At 71.7% G+C, this 15,867-nt stretch carries 12 protein-coding genes; 6 read left to right on the forward strand and 6 right to left on the reverse strand.

The window, feature by feature from the left end:
- Window positions 1–144: 144 nt before the first annotated feature.
- The 3 genes from AB0G20_RS01695 (at window position 145) to AB0G20_RS01705 (ending at window position 5,366) form a co-directional block, all read left to right on the forward strand.
- The gene (locus AB0G20_RS01695) at window positions 145–1,593 is read left to right on the forward strand and encodes an FGGY family carbohydrate kinase (protein WP_361294173.1); all 1,449 of its coding nucleotides are present in this window, start codon (window positions 145–147) and stop codon (window positions 1,591–1,593) included.
- Between the two features lie 111 nt (window positions 1,594–1,704).
- On the forward strand, window positions 1,705–3,438 hold the full coding sequence (locus AB0G20_RS01700) for an ABC transporter ATP-binding protein (RefSeq protein ID WP_361294176.1): 1,734 nt from the start codon (window positions 1,705–1,707) through the stop codon (window positions 3,436–3,438).
- Entirely contained in the window at window positions 3,438–5,366 is a 1,929-nt protein-coding gene (locus AB0G20_RS01705) for an ABC transporter ATP-binding protein (RefSeq protein WP_361294179.1), read from the forward strand. The genes AB0G20_RS01700 and AB0G20_RS01705 overlap by 1 nt, the downstream gene beginning before the upstream one ends.
- 98 nt (window positions 5,367–5,464) lie before the next feature.
- Here the strand turns inward: AB0G20_RS01705 and AB0G20_RS01710 are convergent, their stop codons facing one another.
- Window positions 5,465–6,763: an RNA polymerase sigma factor gene (locus AB0G20_RS01710; protein WP_361294182.1), complete on the reverse strand. Its 1,299-nt coding sequence runs from the start codon at window positions 6,761–6,763 to the stop codon at window positions 5,465–5,467.
- 139 nt (window positions 6,764–6,902) lie between these two features.
- Between AB0G20_RS01710 and AB0G20_RS01715 the strand changes: the two genes are divergently transcribed.
- Both AB0G20_RS01715 and AB0G20_RS01720 read left to right on the forward strand, forming a co-directional pair.
- Complete coding sequence (locus AB0G20_RS01715) at window positions 6,903–7,520, forward strand: hypothetical protein (RefSeq protein ID WP_361294185.1); 618 nt, start codon at window positions 6,903–6,905, stop codon at window positions 7,518–7,520.
- Window positions 7,517–8,515 (forward strand): nucleotidyl transferase AbiEii/AbiGii toxin family protein, encoded by a 999-nt coding sequence (locus AB0G20_RS01720; protein ID WP_361294188.1) that lies wholly within the window; start codon window positions 7,517–7,519, stop codon window positions 8,513–8,515. The genes AB0G20_RS01715 and AB0G20_RS01720 overlap by 4 nt, the downstream gene beginning before the upstream one ends.
- 6 nt (window positions 8,516–8,521) lie before the next feature.
- Here AB0G20_RS01720 and dnaG read toward each other — a convergent pair whose 3' ends face one another.
- From dnaG to AB0G20_RS01740, 4 genes are all read right to left on the reverse strand, one after another.
- Window positions 8,522–10,441, reverse strand: a complete 1,920-nt coding sequence (gene dnaG, locus AB0G20_RS01725) for a DNA primase (protein ID WP_361294191.1) — start codon at window positions 10,439–10,441, stop codon at window positions 8,522–8,524.
- Window positions 10,442–10,557: 116 nt separating this feature from the next.
- Window positions 10,558–11,823 (reverse strand): FAD-dependent oxidoreductase, encoded by a 1,266-nt coding sequence (locus AB0G20_RS01730; RefSeq protein ID WP_361294194.1) that lies wholly within the window; start codon window positions 11,821–11,823, stop codon window positions 10,558–10,560.
- A 165-nt stretch (window positions 11,824–11,988) separates the two neighbouring features.
- A complete protein-coding gene (locus AB0G20_RS01735; RefSeq protein WP_361294197.1) occupies window positions 11,989–13,266 on the reverse strand; it encodes a deoxyguanosinetriphosphate triphosphohydrolase in 1,278 nt (425 codons plus the stop codon).
- 133 nt (window positions 13,267–13,399) lie between these two features.
- Window positions 13,400–14,167 (reverse strand): sirohydrochlorin chelatase, encoded by a 768-nt coding sequence (locus AB0G20_RS01740; protein WP_361294200.1) that lies wholly within the window; start codon window positions 14,165–14,167, stop codon window positions 13,400–13,402.
- 212 nt (window positions 14,168–14,379) lie between these two features.
- Here AB0G20_RS01740 and AB0G20_RS01745 point away from each other — a divergent pair, with 212 nt between their 5' ends.
- Window positions 14,380–15,078 (forward strand): ElyC/SanA/YdcF family protein, encoded by a 699-nt coding sequence (locus AB0G20_RS01745; RefSeq protein WP_361294203.1) that lies wholly within the window; start codon window positions 14,380–14,382, stop codon window positions 15,076–15,078.
- An 11-nt stretch (window positions 15,079–15,089) separates the two neighbouring features.
- Here AB0G20_RS01745 and AB0G20_RS01750 read toward each other — a convergent pair whose 3' ends face one another.
- Window positions 15,090–15,857 (reverse strand): enoyl-CoA hydratase-related protein, encoded by a 768-nt coding sequence (locus AB0G20_RS01750; RefSeq protein ID WP_361294206.1) that lies wholly within the window; start codon window positions 15,855–15,857, stop codon window positions 15,090–15,092.
- Window positions 15,858–15,867 lie beyond the last annotated feature (10 nt).

A 15,867-nucleotide genomic window follows, 5' to 3' on the forward strand; every position in this document is an offset into this window, starting at 1 on the left:
CCCCGCGCCGGATACAGGCACGTCCCTGAAGGGGCGCGGGGAACCGCGCGACCAGCCACGACGAACCCCGCACCCGCGCACCGGCGCCAAGATCCACGGCGCCCACGGCTCAACCCGAGCGGAGCGTACGGCAGAATTTTGGCCATGGGGATAGTCGCCGGGTTGGACAGTTCACCCGATTTCACTCGTATCGTCGTCTGTGACTCGGACTCCGGAGCCGTGCTCAGGCAGGGATATGCACCGCATCCGGTGGAGAGCCCCGAGGGCGGCGGCCGGCCGTCGGACGTCGATCCGCAGGCCTGGCTGCTCTCCCTGGGAGAGGCCGCGGGGGGCGGGCTGCTGGAGGGCGTGCGGGCGATCGGCGTCTCGGCCCAGCAGAACGCCGTCGTGCCGCTGGACGCGCAGGGCAACACCGTGCGGCCGGCGATGGTCGGCGGCGACAAGCGGACGCAGGTCGCCGCGGCCGATCTGGTCGACGCGCTCGGCGGGCGCGAGGCATGGGCGCAGGCGGTGGGCTGTGTGCCGCAGGCCGCGCAGCCGATCACGAAGCTGCGCTGGCTGGCCCGGACCGAGCCGGAGAACGCGCAGCGCACCGCGATCCTCCTCCAGGCGCACGACTGGCTGGTGTGGCAGCTGCTGGGCCGACCGGTACGCAGAACCACCGACCGGGGCGGGGCGTCCGGCACCGGCTACTGGTCGGCGGCGACCGGGGGCTACCGGTCCGACCTCGTCGAGCTGGCGCTCGGGCACCAGGTGATGCTGCCGGAGGTGATCGGCCCGGCGGACGCGGCCGGTACGACGCCGGAGGGCCTGCTGATCTCCGTGGGCACCGGCGAGACCATGGCGGCGGCGTTCGGTCTCGGCATCGGCCTCGGTGACGCGGTGGTGTCGCTGGGTGCGTCCGGGTCCGTGATGGCCGTGCACCCCGAGGCGCTGGTCGACGGGTCCGGGATGATCACCGCGCTCGCGGACGCGACCGGCATGCACCTGCCCGTCGTCACCACGCTGAACGCCGTACGGACGCTGCGCGGGGCCGCCGAGCTGCTGGGGCTGCCCGATCTGGAGAGCCTGTCCGACCTGGCGATGAAGTCGACGCCCGGCTCGCACGGGCTGGTGCTGCTGCCCTATCTGGAGGGTGAGCGGACGCCGAATCTGCCGCACACCGCCGGGACCCTGGCGGGGCTCAGGCGCGAGTCGATGAAGGCGGAGCACCTCGCGCGGGCCGCATTCGAGGGGATGCTGTGCGGGCTCGCGGACGCGCTGGACGTGCTGCGCGGCCGGGGTGTGGAGGTGCGGCGGGTGTTCCTGCTCGGGCCGGCCGCCGAACTGCCCGCCGTGCAGGCGGCGGCACCCATGCTGTTCGGGACGCAGGTCGTGGTGCCGCAGCCCGCGGACTACGCGGCGATCGGCGCCGCCCGCCAGGCGGCCTGGGCGCTGGGGGCGTCGCAGGGCACGCTCGATGTGCGGACCCCGCCGGCCTGGCAGGGCGCGGTGGCGCAGGTGCTGGAGCCCGGGGACGAGCTGGCCGTGGGGCAGGCGGTGCGCCAGCAGTTCGTGGCGGTTCGGGAGCAGACGCATCCCGGCGCCCTCTGACCCTTTTGACCGCCTGTTGGGTTAATTCGGTTGAGGTAACGCCGGTGGAGTGTTCGACGATAGGGGCCAGGGGCAACCACTCGCCCCGTCGCCCACTCCGAGAGAAGCAGTGTGCTCATACGACTTCTGCGGACCTATCTCAGGCCCTACAAGAGACCCATCGCTCTGCTGGTGCTGCTGCAGTTCCTGCAGACGTGCGCCACGCTCTACCTGCCCACGCTGAACGCGGACATCATCGACCAGGGTGTCGTGAACGGCGACACCGGCTACATCCTGGGCTACGGCGGGCTGATGATCGGCATCTCGCTGGTCCAGGTCGTGTGCAACATCGGTGCCGTGTACTACGGCGCCCGTACCGCGTCGGCGGTCGGCCGGGACCTGCGGGCGTCCGTGTTCGACCGGGTGCAGTCGTTCTCCGCGCGTGAGGTCGGTCACTTCGGGGCGCCGTCGCTGATCACCCGGACGACGAACGACGTCCAGCAGGTGCAGATGCTGGCGCTGATGACGTTCACGCTGCTGGTGTCGGCGCCGATCATGTGCGTGGGCGGCATCGTGCTGGCGCTCGGTCTGGACGTGCCGCTGTCCGGGGTGCTGGTGGCGGTCGTGCCGGTGCTGGGCATCTGCGTGACGCTGATCGTGCGGCGGCTGCGGCCGCTGTTCCGGGCGATGCAGGAGCGGCTGGACTCGGTGAACCAGGTGCTGCGCGAGCAGATCACCGGCAACCGTGTGATCCGCGCCTTCGTCCGGGACGAGTACGAGCAGCAGCGCTTCCGGAAGGCCAATACCGACCTCACCGACTTCGCCCTGGGCACCGGCAATCTGCTCGCGCTGATGTTCCCGATCGTCATGACGGTGGTGAACCTGTCGTCGATCGCCGTGGTGTGGTTCGGCGCGCACCGGATCGACAGCGGCGGGATGCAGATCGGTGACCTGACGGCGTTCCTGGCCTATCTGATGCAGATCGTCATGTCCGTGATGATGGCCACCTTCATGTTCATGATGGTGCCGCGCGCGGAGGTGTGTGCCGAGCGCATCCAGGAGGTGCTGGACACCTCCTCCAGCGTCGTGCCGCCGTCGGCGCCGGTGCGGGAGCTGCGCCGGCACGGTCATCTGGAGCTCCGCGGGGCGGGCTTCCGCTATCCGGGTGCCGAGGAGCCGGTGCTGCGGGCCGTTGACCTGGTGGCCCGGCCGGGTGAGACGACCGCCGTCATCGGCTCGACCGGCAGCGGCAAGTCCACGCTGCTCGGGCTGGTCCCGCGGCTGTTCGACGCCACCGACGGGCAGGTGCTCGTCGACGGGGTCGAGGTGGCGGAGATCGAGCCCGCGCTGCTCGCGAAGACCGTCGGGATGGTGCCCCAGAAGCCGTACCTGTTCGCGGGGACCGTGGCGACCAACCTGCGCTACGGCAATCCGGACGCCACCGACGAGGAACTGTGGCACGCGCTGGAGGTCGCGCAGGCCAAGGACTTCGTGGAGCGGCTGGAGGGTGGGCTCGACGCGCCGATCGCGCAGGGCGGGACGAACGTCTCCGGTGGTCAGCGGCAGCGGCTCGCGATCGCCCGGACGCTGGTGCAGCGACCCGAGATCTACCTCTTCGACGACTCCTTCTCCGCGCTCGACTACGCCACGGACGCCGCCCTGCGGGCCGCGCTGGGGCAGGAGACCGCCGAGGCGACCGTGGTGATCGTGGCGCAGCGGGTGGCGACCATCCGGGACGCCGACCGGATCGTCGTCCTCGACGAGGGCCGGGTCGTCGGCACCGGACGGCACCACGAGCTGATGGCGGACAACGAGACCTACCGGGAGATCGTGCTCTCCCAGCTCACGGAAGCGGAGGCTGCCTGATGGCGGGGCCCATGGGGCGGATGATGGCCGGGGGCGGCCCCGACCAGCGCTCGCTCGACTTCAAGGGGTCGGGCAAACGGCTCGTCGCGCGGTTCCGGCCGGAGCGCGTGACCATCTACGTGCTGCTGCTGTGCGTGGTGCTCAGCGTCGCCCTCAGCGTCGTCGGGCCGAAGATCCTCGGCAAGGCGACCGACCTGGTCTTCGCGGGCATCGTCGGGCGGGGCATGCCGGAGGGGGCGAGCAAGGAGCAGGTCCTCGACTCCATGCGGCAGCGCGGGGACGGTGATGTCGCCGACATGTTGCGCAGCACCGACTTCACCCCGGGCGAGGGCATCGACTTCACGGCCGTCGGGCATGTGCTGCTGCTGGCGCTGGGTGTGTTCACGGTGGCCGGGCTGCTGATGGCGGTGGCGACGCGGCTGGTGAACCGGGCCGTGAACCGGACCATGTTCCGGATGCGCGAGGACGTGCAGACGAAGCTGTCGCGGCTGCCGCTGTCGTACTTCGACAAGCGCCAGCGCGGTGAGGTGCTGTCCCGGGCGACGAACGACATCGACAACATCGGGCAGACCCTCCAGCAGTCGATGGGGCAGCTCATCAACTCCGTGCTGACCATCATCGGTGTGCTCGCGATGATGTTCTACGTCTCCTGGATCCTGGCACTGGTCGCGCTGGTGACCGTGCCGCTGTCGTTCGTCGTGGCCACGCGCGTGGGCAAGCGGTCGCAGCCGCACTTCGTGCAGCAGTGGCGCTCGACGGGGCAGCTGAACGCGCACATCGAGGAGATGTACACCGGGCACTCCCTGGTGAAGGTGTTCGGGCGGCAGGAGGAGTCGGCGCAGCAGTTCGCCGAGCAGAACGACGCGCTGTACGAGGCGGGGTTCAAGGCGCAGTTCAACAGCGGGGTCATGCAGCCGCTGATGATGTTCGTGTCGAACCTCAACTACGTGCTGGTCGCGGTCGTCGGCGGGCTGCGGGTGGCCTCCGGTTCGCTGTCGATCGGTGACGTGCAGGCCTTCATCCAGTACTCGCGGCAGTTCTCCATGCCGCTGACGCAGGTCGCGTCCATGGCGAACCTGGTGCAGTCGGGTGTCGCCTCGGCGGAACGGGTCTTCGAGCTGCTCGACGCGGAGGAGCAGGGTGCCGACCCGGTGCCGGGCGTGCGCCCCGAGGAGCTGCGCGGGCTGGTGGCGCTGGAGCACGTGTCGTTCCGCTACGACCCCGACAAGCCGCTCATCGAGGACCTGTCGCTCAAGGTCGAGCCCGGGCAGACGGTGGCCATCGTCGGCCCGACGGGCGCCGGCAAGACGACGCTGGTGAACCTGCTGATGCGGTTCTACGACGTCACCGGCGGGCGCATCACCCTCGACGGCGTCGACATCGCGCGGATGTCCCGGGACGAACTGCGGGCCGGGATCGGCATGGTGCTGCAGGACACCTGGCTGTTCGGCGGCACGATCGCGGAGAACATCGCGTACGGCGCCTCCCGGGAGGTCACCCGCGGGGAGATCGAGGAGGCGGCCCGGGCGGCGCACGCGGACCGGTTCATCCGGACGCTGCCGGACGGGTACGACACGGTGATCGACGACGAGGGGACGGGAGTCAGCGCGGGAGAGAAGCAGCTGATCACCATCGCGCGGGCGTTCCTGTCCGACCCGGTGATCCTGGTGCTGGACGAGGCGACGAGCTCGGTCGACACGCGGACGGAGGTGCTGATCCAGAAGGCGATGGCGAAACTCGCGCACGGGCGTACGTCGTTCGTCATCGCCCACCGGTTGTCGACGATCCGGGACGCGGACGCGATCCTCGTGATGGAGAACGGGTCGATCGTGGAGCAGGGGACGCACGGGGAGCTGCTGGCGGCGGACGGTGCGTACGCGCGGCTGTACCAGGCCCAGTTCGCGCAGGCGGTGGCCGAGGTCGACTGATTCGGTTGCGCAGTTCCCCGCTTGAGTACGTGCAGCTGACGCCCTCTCAGGGGCGCGGGGAACTGCGCGACCAGCCCGCACCGGGCCCGCGGACGGCATCAGTCCAGATAGCCCCGGAGCTGATCCGCGAAGGCGTGGTCCCTCAGCTTGTTGAGGGTCTTGGACTCGATCTGCCGTATCCGTTCCCGCGTCACGCCGAAGATGCGGCCGATCTCCTCCAGGGTGCGGGGGCGGCCGTCCGCCAGCCCGTAGCGGAGTTGGACGACCTTCCGCTCCCGCTCCCCCAACGTCGACAGGACCGCCTCCAGGTGCTCCCTGAGGAGCAGGAACGCGGCCGACTCGACGGGACTGGCCGCGTCGCCGTCCTCGATGAGGTCGCCGAGGGCGACGTCGTCCTCCTCCCCCACGGGCGCGTGCAGCGACACCGGCTCCTGGGCGAGGCGCAGGACCTCGCTGACCCGCTCCGGCGGCAGCTCCAGGTGGGCCGCGACCTCCTCGGGCGTCGGCTCGTAGCCCCGCTCCTGAAGCATGCGGCGCTGGACGCGGACGACCCGGTTGATGAGCTCCACGACGTGGACCGGCACCCGTATCGTGCGGGCCTGGTCGGCCAGGGCGCGGGACATGGCCTGGCGGATCCACCACGTGGCGTACGTGGAGAACTTGTAGCCGCGGGCGTAGTCGAACTTCTCGACCGCCCGGATCAGGCCGAGGTTGCCCTCCTGGACGAGGTCGAGCATGGTCAGACCGCGGCCGACGTAGCGCTTGGCGACCGAGACGACCAGGCGCAGGTTGGCCTCGATCAGGCGGCGCTTGGCCATGCGGCCCATGACGACGAGCCGGTCCAGGTCCAGGGCGAGTTGGCTGTCCAGGTCGGGAGTGAGCCGCAGCTTCTCCTCCGCGAACAGGCCGGCCTCGACGCGGCGGGCGAGTTCGACCTCCTCGGCGGCGGTGAGCAGGGGGATGCGGCCGATCTCCCGCAGGTACTGGCGGAACAGGTCCGAGGAGGGTCCGCCGGACTCGGTACGGGTCGGCGTCGGTACGACGACCTCGGGGGGCTCAGCCTCCTCGACGGCCTCGGCGGGCGGCTCCTCCGGTTCCGGTTCCGACTCCGGGTGGTGCACGGCGCGGCTCTGCGCCGGAACGGCGGACAGGGCGTCGGCCTCCGCGTCCGGCGCGGTGCCGTCCGCGCCGGGGGCGGCACCGGCGCCGGTCTGGGTGAGGGTCTGGGTCTGCACGGGGGCGACCTCCAGGATGATCGCTGCCAAGGAGGACGGCAGCGGTACTTCGGGGGCGGAGTCGGCGGCCTCGCCGCTTTCCGTCCCGTACGCGATGAGCGGAACCGCGGGGGTCTGGGACCCGTCGGTGACGGATCGGCCGCGCTCCGAGGACTCAGGCACCGGAACCCAGTGTGGGGTAAGACACATCGTCGCCACGAGGGGCGTGCGATGACTTTTTGCTTCCGGTGCGTGACCGCGTGGTCGCCCCTCGTGGGAAACCCGGATGCCACACGCGTCCCCGGTCTGCGACGATCGGCCGATGTCCGCTTCCCTGTACGAATCACATGTGACGGTCCGCTGCGCTGGTCCCGGCGAGTCCGCGCGGCTGCGCCGCTGGGCGGCCGCGGGCGGGTTCAAGCTCACGCACATCGTGCTGGCCAGGGGACGGATGCGCGAACAGCCGATGCTCACCCTGTCCGGTTCGCCGTCGTACGCCCGGGAAGCGGCTCGAGCGCGGGACGTGGCGGCGCGCCTGCGGGCGGACGGTTTTGAACCGGTGCGCGTGAAGATCGAGTCGTCGCCGTGGGCGCCGGAAGTGCCGCGCGAACCGTGCGGCGGCGGACTGTACTTCGAGCACCACGTGAAGCTGCTGCTCGACTCGGGCACGGACCTTTCGGCCCTCGGCGCGTGCGTCGTGCCGCACGGCGCCCATCTGTCGTGGAACGCCCGGCGGGTGCGGGGCCCACGGCACGAGCGGTTCGTGACCCAGCGCTGCCGCGCGGTCGACGCCGAGGGTGCCGGCCGGGCGCTGGAGCGACTGCTCACCGAGCTGCGTGACCTCGAAGTACTGGGCGTGGAAAGGGAGTTCGTGCTCCACGACAGTGACATGTCGCTGGACGACGGATGGCTGGAGGAATCGATGGGGGTACGGACATGACCGGGACGGCGTGGGAGCGGTTCGGCTGGCAAAGCCCGGAGATTCCCCGCGAGCCGCTGGACGACGCCACTCGCAGGGCGGAGCGGTTGCCGAAGACGCTGCGGCCCGTACCGGGGGACGACGTGACGCAGCTCCCGGTCTTCGACCCGGCCCTGAAGCACCACCAGAACGCCTACCGGGCCACCGACCCGCGCTTCGCCGACCCGACCCGGGGCGAGGCGTGGCGAGCCGCCCGCCGCCGGGCCCTGCATCTGGTTCTGGCCGCGATGTCCGGCTCGGAGTGGGTGGACTCGCTGGTGCTGCGCGGCAGCGTGCTGATGTCGGCGTGGTTCGGGGAGGCCGCCCGCGAGCCCGGCGACCTGGACTTCGTCGTGGTACCGCACACCTGGCGGATGGAGGACGGCCGGACGGACCGGATGCTGACCGGGATCGCGGAGGCGGCGCAGGAGCTGGCCGATGCCCGGGGGCGGGAGGTCGGGATCTCGGCGCGCGGCGCGGTGGTCGAGGACATCTGGACCTACGACCGCGTGCCCGGCCGCCGCATGGTGCTCCCCTGGGGCGCGCCCGGCCTGCCCGGCGGCCACGTCCAGCTCGACTTCGTCTTCAACGAGCGGCTGCCCGAGGAGCCCGAGCCGGTCGAGCTGCCGGGCGGTGCGCTCGTCCAGGCCGCGACGCCGGAGCTGTCGCTGGCGTGGAAGCTGATGTGGGTGATCAACGACGTGCACGCCCAGGGCAAGGACCTGTACGACGCCGTCCTGCTGGCCGAGCGGCACCCGCTGCGCTACGAGCTGCTGCACGAGGTGTTCCGGCTGTCGGGCGAGTGGCCGTACGCCTACCGCGAGAAGATCCTGCTGGAGGACGTGGTGGAGGCCGTCGGGTACGTGGAGTGGAACCACTTCGTCACCGAGTACCCGCGCTTCCGGGACGACGAGCGGGAATTCGCCGGCCGGCTGGTGCGGGCGGTGACGCCGACGTTCGAGGGGATCGAGCCCTGACCGGCGTCAGAGCGCGGCGGCGCCGTGCTCCCGGAGGGTCTGGTCGTACTGCTGGAGGACCCACAGTTCGTTCTGCACGGCGGCGAGCTGGGCCGGGTCGCCGTGGGTGCCCAGGCGGGTGAGCTGGCCCGTGATGTCGCGGATCCGGCGCTCGACGGCCCGGCGGCGGACCGTCACCAACTGGGCGCCCGCGTAGACCTCGTCGGCACCCTTCACGCCCTTGTGCAGCATGATCGCCTCGACGGCCAGCTCCGTGACCATCGCGCGGACCGCGTCGTCCGGGGCGGCCTCGCGGACCTTGACCAGGTAGTCCTGGGGGTCGGCCACGCCCAGTTCGGCGCCGCCCGCGTCCTGGATGGCCTGGCGGACGGCGGCGTAGGCCGGGGCGGTGAACTCGTCCACGCCGTAGGCGTCGAAGGCAGGGGAGACCAACTCGGGTCGCTGGAGGGCGAGTTTGAGGAGTTCCCGCTCGGTGGCGAAGACGGGGTTGCGGAGGTTCAGGGCCGGGCCGCGGGAGGCGGCGGGCTGGGGCGGGCCGGCGTACTGCTGCCCCTGGCGGTGCCGCTCCGGGGCCGGGCCCTTGCCGCCGCGGTCGCGGGCCCAGCGAGCCAGCTGGGCCACGCGCTTGACCACGAACTGGGTGTCGAGGATGCCGAGCATGCCGGCGAGCTGGACGGCGACCTCGTGCTGGGCGCCGCTGTTCTTGATGCGGGCGACGATCGGGGCGGCCTCGTCCAGCGCGGACGCGCGGCCGGCCGGGGTGTCGAGGTCGTAGCGGCTCACGATCTGGCGCAGCGCGAACTCGAAGAGCGGGGTGCGGGGTTCGACGAGGTCGGCGACGGCCTCGTCGCCCTTGGCGAGGCGCAGGTCGCAGGGGTCCATGCCGTCCGGGGCGATGGCGATGTACGTCTCGGCGGCGAACTTCTGGTCGTCCTCGAAGGCGCGCAGGGCCGCCTTCTGGCCGGCGGCGTCACCGTCGAAGGTGAAGATGACCCGGGCCGAGCCGTTGTCCATGAGCAGCCGGCGGAGGATCTTGATGTGGTCGCCGCCGAAGGCGGTGCCGCAGGTGGCGATGGCCGTCGTCACACCGGCGAGGTGGCAGGCCATGACGTCCGTGTAGCCCTCGACGACGACCGCGCGGGACGCCTTGGCGATGTCCTTCTTCGCCAGGTCGATGCCGTAGAGGACCTGGGACTTCCGGTAGATCGCCGTGTCGGGCGTGTTGAGGTACTTCGGGCCGTTGTCCGCCTCGTAGAGCTTGCGGGCGCCGAAGCCGACGACGTCGCCGCCGATGTCGCGGATGGGCCACATCAGGCGGCCGCGGAAGCGGTCGATGGGGCCGCGGCGGCCTTCCTGGGAGAGGCCGGAGAGGATCAGCTCCTTGTCGGTGAAGCCCTTGCCGCGCAGATAGCGCGTGAGGTGGTCCCAGCCCTGGGGGCTGTAGCCGACGGAGAAGTGCTGGGCGGCGGCCTGGTCGAAGCCGCGCTCGGCGAGGAACTGGCGGCCGGTGTCGGCCTCCGGGCTGGTCGCGAGCTGTTCCACGTACCAGTCGGCGGCGATCTTGTGGGCCTCGACCAGGCGGATCCGCTCACCGCGCTGGTGGGAGGGGTTGTAGCCGCCCTCCTCGTAGCGCAGGGTGATGCCCGCCTGGCCGGCCAGGCGCTCGACCGCCTCCGAGAAGGAGAGGTGGTCGATCTTCATCACGAACGTGATGGTGTCGCCGCCCTCCTGGCAGCCGAAGCAGTGGAAGAACCCCTTGCTCGGGCTGACCTGGAAGGACGGGGACTTCTCGTCGTGGAACGGGCAGAGACCCTTCAGGTTTCCGCCGCCCGCGTTGCGCAGCTGGAGGTACTCGGACACCACGGCGTCGATCGGGACCGCGTCCCGTACCGCCTTCACGTCCTCGTCGTTGATCCGTCCAGCCACGAGGTGATTCTACGGGGCCGAACCGACACTCCCAGGGCGAGAGGGCTCTCCGGCCGGGGGTCCGGGGGTTGCCCCCCGGGAATTGCAGCACGGGGACGGACCGACAGTCCCGACGGCTAGGCGACGAGGCCGTCCAGCGGCACGTGCGGGTCCGCCAGCGACTCCGTGTTCACCCGGGCCTTCGACCGGACCAGGCGCTGGATCTTGTCCGTGACGTCCCACACATTGACGTTCATCCCGGCCAGCACCCGGCCGTCCTTCACCCAGAACGCGATGAACTCGCGCTTCCCGGCATCCCCGCGGATCACCACCTGGTCGTAGCTGCCCGGGGGCGCCCAGCCGGAGTACTCCATGCCCAGGTCGTACTGGTCGGAGAAGAAATAGGGCACCCGGTCGTACGTCACGTCGTGGCCCAGCATGGAGCGCGCGGCCGCCGGGCCGCCGTTGAGGGCGTTGGCCCAGTGCTCGACGCGCACGCGTGTGCCGAAGAGGGGGTGCGGGAAGGAGACGACGTCGCCTGCCGCGTAGACGTCCGGGTCGGAGGTGCGCAGCCGGTCGTCGACGACGATGCCGCCGCCGTGGGCCCGGTCGGCGATCTCCAGGCCCGCCGCCTCCGCCAGGTGGGTGCGCGGGGCCGCGCCGATCGCCGCCAGCACGTCGTGCGCCGGGTGCTCCTCACCGTCGTCCGTGCGGGCCGCGAGGACCATGCCGTCCTGGCCGACGATCTCCGTCAGCCGCCTGCCGAAGTGGAAGCGCACCCCGTGCTCACGGTGCAGCTCCGCGAAGAGCCCGCCGAGCTCCGGGCCCAGCACGCCGTGCAGCGGGGTCGGCCCGTGCTCGACGACCGTGACCTCCGCGCCGTACTCGCGGGCCGCCGCCGCGACCTCCAGGCCGATCCAGCCGCCGCCGGCGATGACGAGGTGGCCGTTGTCCCGGCCGAGGTTGGTCAGGACGTGCTTGAGGCGCTCGGCGTGGGCGAGGCGGCGCAGGTGGTGCACGCCGGCCAGGTCCGTGCCCGGGATGTCGAGGCGGCGGGGCTCGGCGCCGGTCGCCAGGAGCAGCTTGTCGTAGCGGACGACGGTGCCGTCCTCGCCGAAGCGGACCGTCTTCGCCGTGCGGTCGATCGCGTCGACGGTCTGGCCGAGGTGCAGCTCGATGTCGTTGGCCGCGTACCAGGCGGGCTCGTGCACGAAGACGCTGTCGCGTTCCTCCTTGCCGAGGAGGTAGCCCTTGGACAGGGGCGGGCGCTCGTAGGGGTGGTCGCGTTCGTCGCAGATCAGTATCACGCGGCCGGTGAAACCCTCCGCCCGGAGCGTCTCGGCCGCCTTCGCGCCGGCCAGTCCGCCTCCGACGATGACGAATGTCTGATCCGCGTCGACCACTTGATGCCTCCTACCGGGGTCTGGGGGTGTCTCCCCAGAGAACACAGCGGATGTCGCCACTTGCGAGCGTCCCGCACGGAGCGTGATGCGGGAAGAGGGAGTGACCCGATCAGGCCACGCAGGGTCACATTCGGGGGTGCTCGCGTCCCGCCCGCCGCGTCAGTCTCACGCCTGCCCCGTCAGACGGGCGTGAAGCGAACGGGCGGCGGTGTCGGTGAGGGACGCGATCTGATCGACGATCACCCGCTTGCGCGCCCGGTCGTCCGCCGCCCGGTCGAACAGGGCGCGGAACTGCGGGTCCAGGCCGTCCGGGGCGCGGGCGGTGAGCGCCTCGGCCAGTTCGGCGACGACGATCCGCTGGTCGGCGCGCAGCCGCTCCTGCTCTGCGCGCTGCATGACGTAGAGGTCGGCGACGGCCTTGAGGACGGCGCACTCCATCCGGGTCTCGCGCGGGACGACCAGTTCGGCGGCGTACCGGGTGAGCCGCCCGGCGCCGTAGGCGGTGCGGGTCGCCGTCTCGGCGGCCAGGCAGAAGCGGCCGATGAGCTGGCTGGTGGCGTCCTTGAGGCGGGCCTGGGCGACGGCGGTGCCGTCATAGCCGTGCGGCCACCACTCCTGGGCGAGGAGCCGGTCCAGGGCCTCGGCGAGCTCGGCGGGGTCGGTGTCGGCGGGCACGTACCGGCCACGGGCGACCTCGAACACGTCCCGGCGTTCGGGGTCGGCGTGCAGGCAGTTCGGGTCGATGTGACCGGCGTGCAGGCCGTCCTCCACGTCGTGCACCGAGTAGGCCACGTCGTCGGACCAGTCCATGACCTGCGCCTCGAAGCAGGCGCGGGTGCCGGGGGCGTCCTTGCGGAGCCAGTCGAAGACCGGGCGGTCGTCGTCGTAGACACCGAACTTGTTCGAGGCCGGGTCGGTGGGGTGGGCGCCGCGGGGCCAGGGGTACTTCGTGGCGGCGTCGAGGGCCGCCCGGGTGAGGTTGAGGCCGACGGAACCCTCCGGGGTGAACCGTTTGGGCTCGATGCGGGTGAGGAGTCTGAGGGACTGGGCGTTGCCCTCGAAGCCGCCGCAGTCCGACGCGAACTCGTTGAGGGCCTGTTCGCCGTTGTGGCCGAAGGGCGGGTGGCCCAGGTCGTGGGAGAGGCAGGCCGCTTCCACGAGGTCCGGGTCGCAGCCGAGGGCCGCGCCCAGTTCCCGGCCGACCTGGGCGCATTCGAGGGAGTGGGTCAGGCGGGTGCGGGGGCTGGCGTCCCAGGCGGGGCCTCTGGTGCCGGGCGTCACCACTTGGGTCTTGCCGGCGAGGCGGCGCAGGGCGGCGGAGTGGAGGACGCGGGCCCGGTCGCGTTGGAAGGCGGTGCGGCCGGGGCGTTTGTCGGGTTCCGGGGCCCAGCGGTCGACTGACGTCGGGTCGTAGGCCGGGGGGTTCTGTGCGGTGCCTGCCATGTGTCGACAGTACGGGCACGGGTTCGCTGTGCGCCGTCGCGTGTGCCGAGTCCGGTGGTGTGGCGCGTGCGGGCTCGTCGTGGCTTGTCGCGCAGTTCCCCACGCCCCTGAGGACGCGACCCCACGCCCCGTTTCAGGCCGAGGCCAGTGCCGGTTCGGCAGCCGCCGTCAGCGCTTCCTCGTAGCGGTGCAGGAGGAGCTGGGCCATGGCGGGATGCGTGCCCAGGGGGGCCGCCGCAATCCAGGGGGCCGCCTGCGCGCACTCCGTGGCGAAGCGGCCGGGGGCCGTGAAGTAGGACGCCAGGGCTATGTGGTGGCGGCCCCTCGCGATCAGGGTGCGGACGGCCGTCTGGACGGTCGGGGTCGCCGCGGAGGCGTAGGCCGGGATGACGGGGACGCCGAGGCGGGCCGCCAGGAGGTGGGCCGTGCGGGCGGTGTCCGTTTTCGCGTCCGGGTCGCGTGAGCCCGCCGCGGCGAGGACGACAGCGCTGGTGCGTCGGGGTGTCGCGCCCCAGCCGGCCTCCAGCAGGCGGGCCTGGAGGGCGTCCACCAGGAGGGGGTGGGGGCCCAGGGGTGCCGCCAGGTGGGTGTGGGCCCCGGAGGCCGCGGCCATCTCGGGGATGTCCTGCTTGACGTGATAGCCGCGGCTGAGGAGCAAGGGGACGAGGACCGCCTCCCTGTCTCCGAGGGCGGCGAGCGTGTCGGGGAGCAGGGGGGCGTTGAGTTCGATGTGGCCCAGGTGCACCGGCACGTCGGGGCGCAGGGCCCGGACCCGGTCGAGGAGTGCGCTCACGGTGCTCAGCGCGCGGGGGTCGCGGCTGCCGTGCGCCACGACCACGAGGGCGGGCGCGGCCGGGCGGCGCGGGGCGGGCGGCGGGACGAGGCTGAGCTGACTGGGCATGTACCGATGGTCGCGGCGCCACGTTGCCTTCCCGTTGCCTGGGCGTCACGCGTGTTTTCCAGCGCTTCACGATGTGGGACAGGGGTGTGTGAGGTGGCGTGACCTGCGGTTTCGGTGAATCGAGTGAAGCTGGTCACCCGGCTGCGGATGAACCGGGCGGCCCGGGAGGACGTCCCTGACTGTCGAGAGGCCGACCTGGGAGGGACCGTCCGATGCGTCGTGTGACGTTCCGCAGACCGCGGCTGCCGCGTACCCGGCGGGGGCAGCGGCGGCTGGTGCAGGCCGTGATGGCCGGGTGCGTGCTCGCGCTGCTCCCGGCGACGTGGATGTACACCGTGGCGGGTGACGGGCTGCGTACGGCGGCGGATGTGCCGCGTACCGATGTGGCCGTGGTGTTCGGTGCCGGGCTGTGGGACGGCGAGCCCTCGCCGTATCTCGCGCACCGGCTCGACGCGGCGGCGAGGCTGTACCGGGAGGGGCGGGTGAAGGTGGTGCTCGTCACCGGGGACAACAGCCGCGAGGACTACGACGAGCCGGACGCGATGCGCGTGTACCTGACGCGGCACGGGGTGCCCGACGGACGGATCGTCAGCGACTACGCGGGGTTCGACACCTGGGACTCCTGCGTGCGCGCGAAGAAGATCTTCGGGGTGGACGAGGCGGTGCTGATCAGCCAGGGCTTCCACATCCGGCGGGCGGTGGCACTGTGCCGGGCGGCCGGGGTCGAGTCGTACGGGGTCGGGGTGGACGCCGTGCACGACGCGACCTGGTACTACGGGGGTGCCCGGGAGATCCTCGCCGCCGGGAAGGCCGCGCTGGACGCGGCCTTCCGGCCGGACCCGCGGTTCCTCGGGCCGCGGGAGCCGGGTGTGGAGAGGGCCTTGGCGACAGCCGAAGACCCTCTCCCGTAAGCGGGTCTGCGTCAGCGTCCCTGGAAGCGCGGGGGGCGCTTCTCCAGGAACGCCGTCATCCCCTCCTTCTGGTCGTCGGTGGCGAACAGGGCGTGGAAGACGCGGCGTTCGAAGCGGACACCGTCGCGCAGGCCGGTTTCCAGGGCCCGGTCGACACACTCGCGGGCGGCCCTGACCGCCGCGCGGCCGTAGGAGGCGATCGCCGTCGCCGCTTCGAGGGCCTCGGGCAGGACCCGGTCGTCCGGGACCACGCGGGAGACGAGACCGCAGCGTCCAGCCTCCCGTGCGTCCATCGTGCGGCCGGTGAGGATCAAGTCCATGGCCTTGGCCCGGCCGACGAGACGGGTCAGCCGCTGGGTGCCGCCGATGCCGGGAATCACGCCCAGCTTGATCTCGGGCTGGCCGAAGACCGCCGACTCCCCCGCGACGACCAGATCGCACATCATCGCCAGCTCGCAACCGCCGCCCAGGGCGTGCCCGTTGACGGCCGCGATCTTCGGGGTGCGGAGGTCCGCGAACTCCTCCCAGCCGGCGAAGTAGTCCTCGGCCGCCATGTCGACGGCCGACTTCCCGGCCATCTCCTTGATGTCGGCGCCGGCCGCGAAGACCGTGTCCGAGCCGGTGACGACGAAGCAGCCCACCTCGGGGTCCGCGTCCAACGGGCGTAGAATGTCGAGGAGTTCGGACAGCAGCTCCGAGCTGAACGCGTTGCGTACGTGCGGACGGTGCAGACGTACGGTCACCACCCGGCCGTCCCGCTCCAGCTTCAGGTTGTTCATCGACATCCCC

Source organism: Streptomyces sp. NPDC024017 (assembly GCF_040638895.1).
GTDB lineage: Bacteria > Actinomycetota > Actinomycetes > Streptomycetales > Streptomycetaceae > Streptomyces.

What these genes read in the sequence shown, in the direction of transcription:
- AB0G20_RS01695 (WP_361294173.1), top strand. Translation starts at nt 145, where the DNA reads ATGGGGATAGTCGCCGGGTTGGACAGTTCACCCGATTTCACTCGTATC.
- AB0G20_RS01705 (WP_361294179.1), top strand. Translation starts at nt 3,438, where the DNA reads ATGGCGGGGCCCATGGGGCGGATGATGGCCGGGGGCGGCCCCGACCAG.
- AB0G20_RS01715 (WP_361294185.1), top strand. Translation starts at nt 6,903, where the DNA reads ATGTCCGCTTCCCTGTACGAATCACATGTGACGGTCCGCTGCGCTGGT.
- AB0G20_RS01720 (WP_361294188.1), top strand. Translation starts at nt 7,517, where the DNA reads ATGACCGGGACGGCGTGGGAGCGGTTCGGCTGGCAAAGCCCGGAGATT.
- AB0G20_RS01735 (WP_361294197.1), bottom strand. Translation starts at nt 13,266, where the DNA reads ATGGCAGGCACCGCACAGAACCCCCCGGCCTACGACCCGACGTCAGTC.
- AB0G20_RS01740 (WP_361294200.1), bottom strand. Translation starts at nt 14,167, where the DNA reads ATGCCCAGTCAGCTCAGCCTCGTCCCGCCGCCCGCCCCGCGCCGCCCG.
- AB0G20_RS01745 (WP_361294203.1), top strand. Translation starts at nt 14,380, where the DNA reads ATGCGTCGTGTGACGTTCCGCAGACCGCGGCTGCCGCGTACCCGGCGG.
- AB0G20_RS01750 (WP_361294206.1), bottom strand. Translation starts at nt 15,857, where the DNA reads ATGAACAACCTGAAGCTGGAGCGGGACGGCCGGGTGGTGACCGTACGT.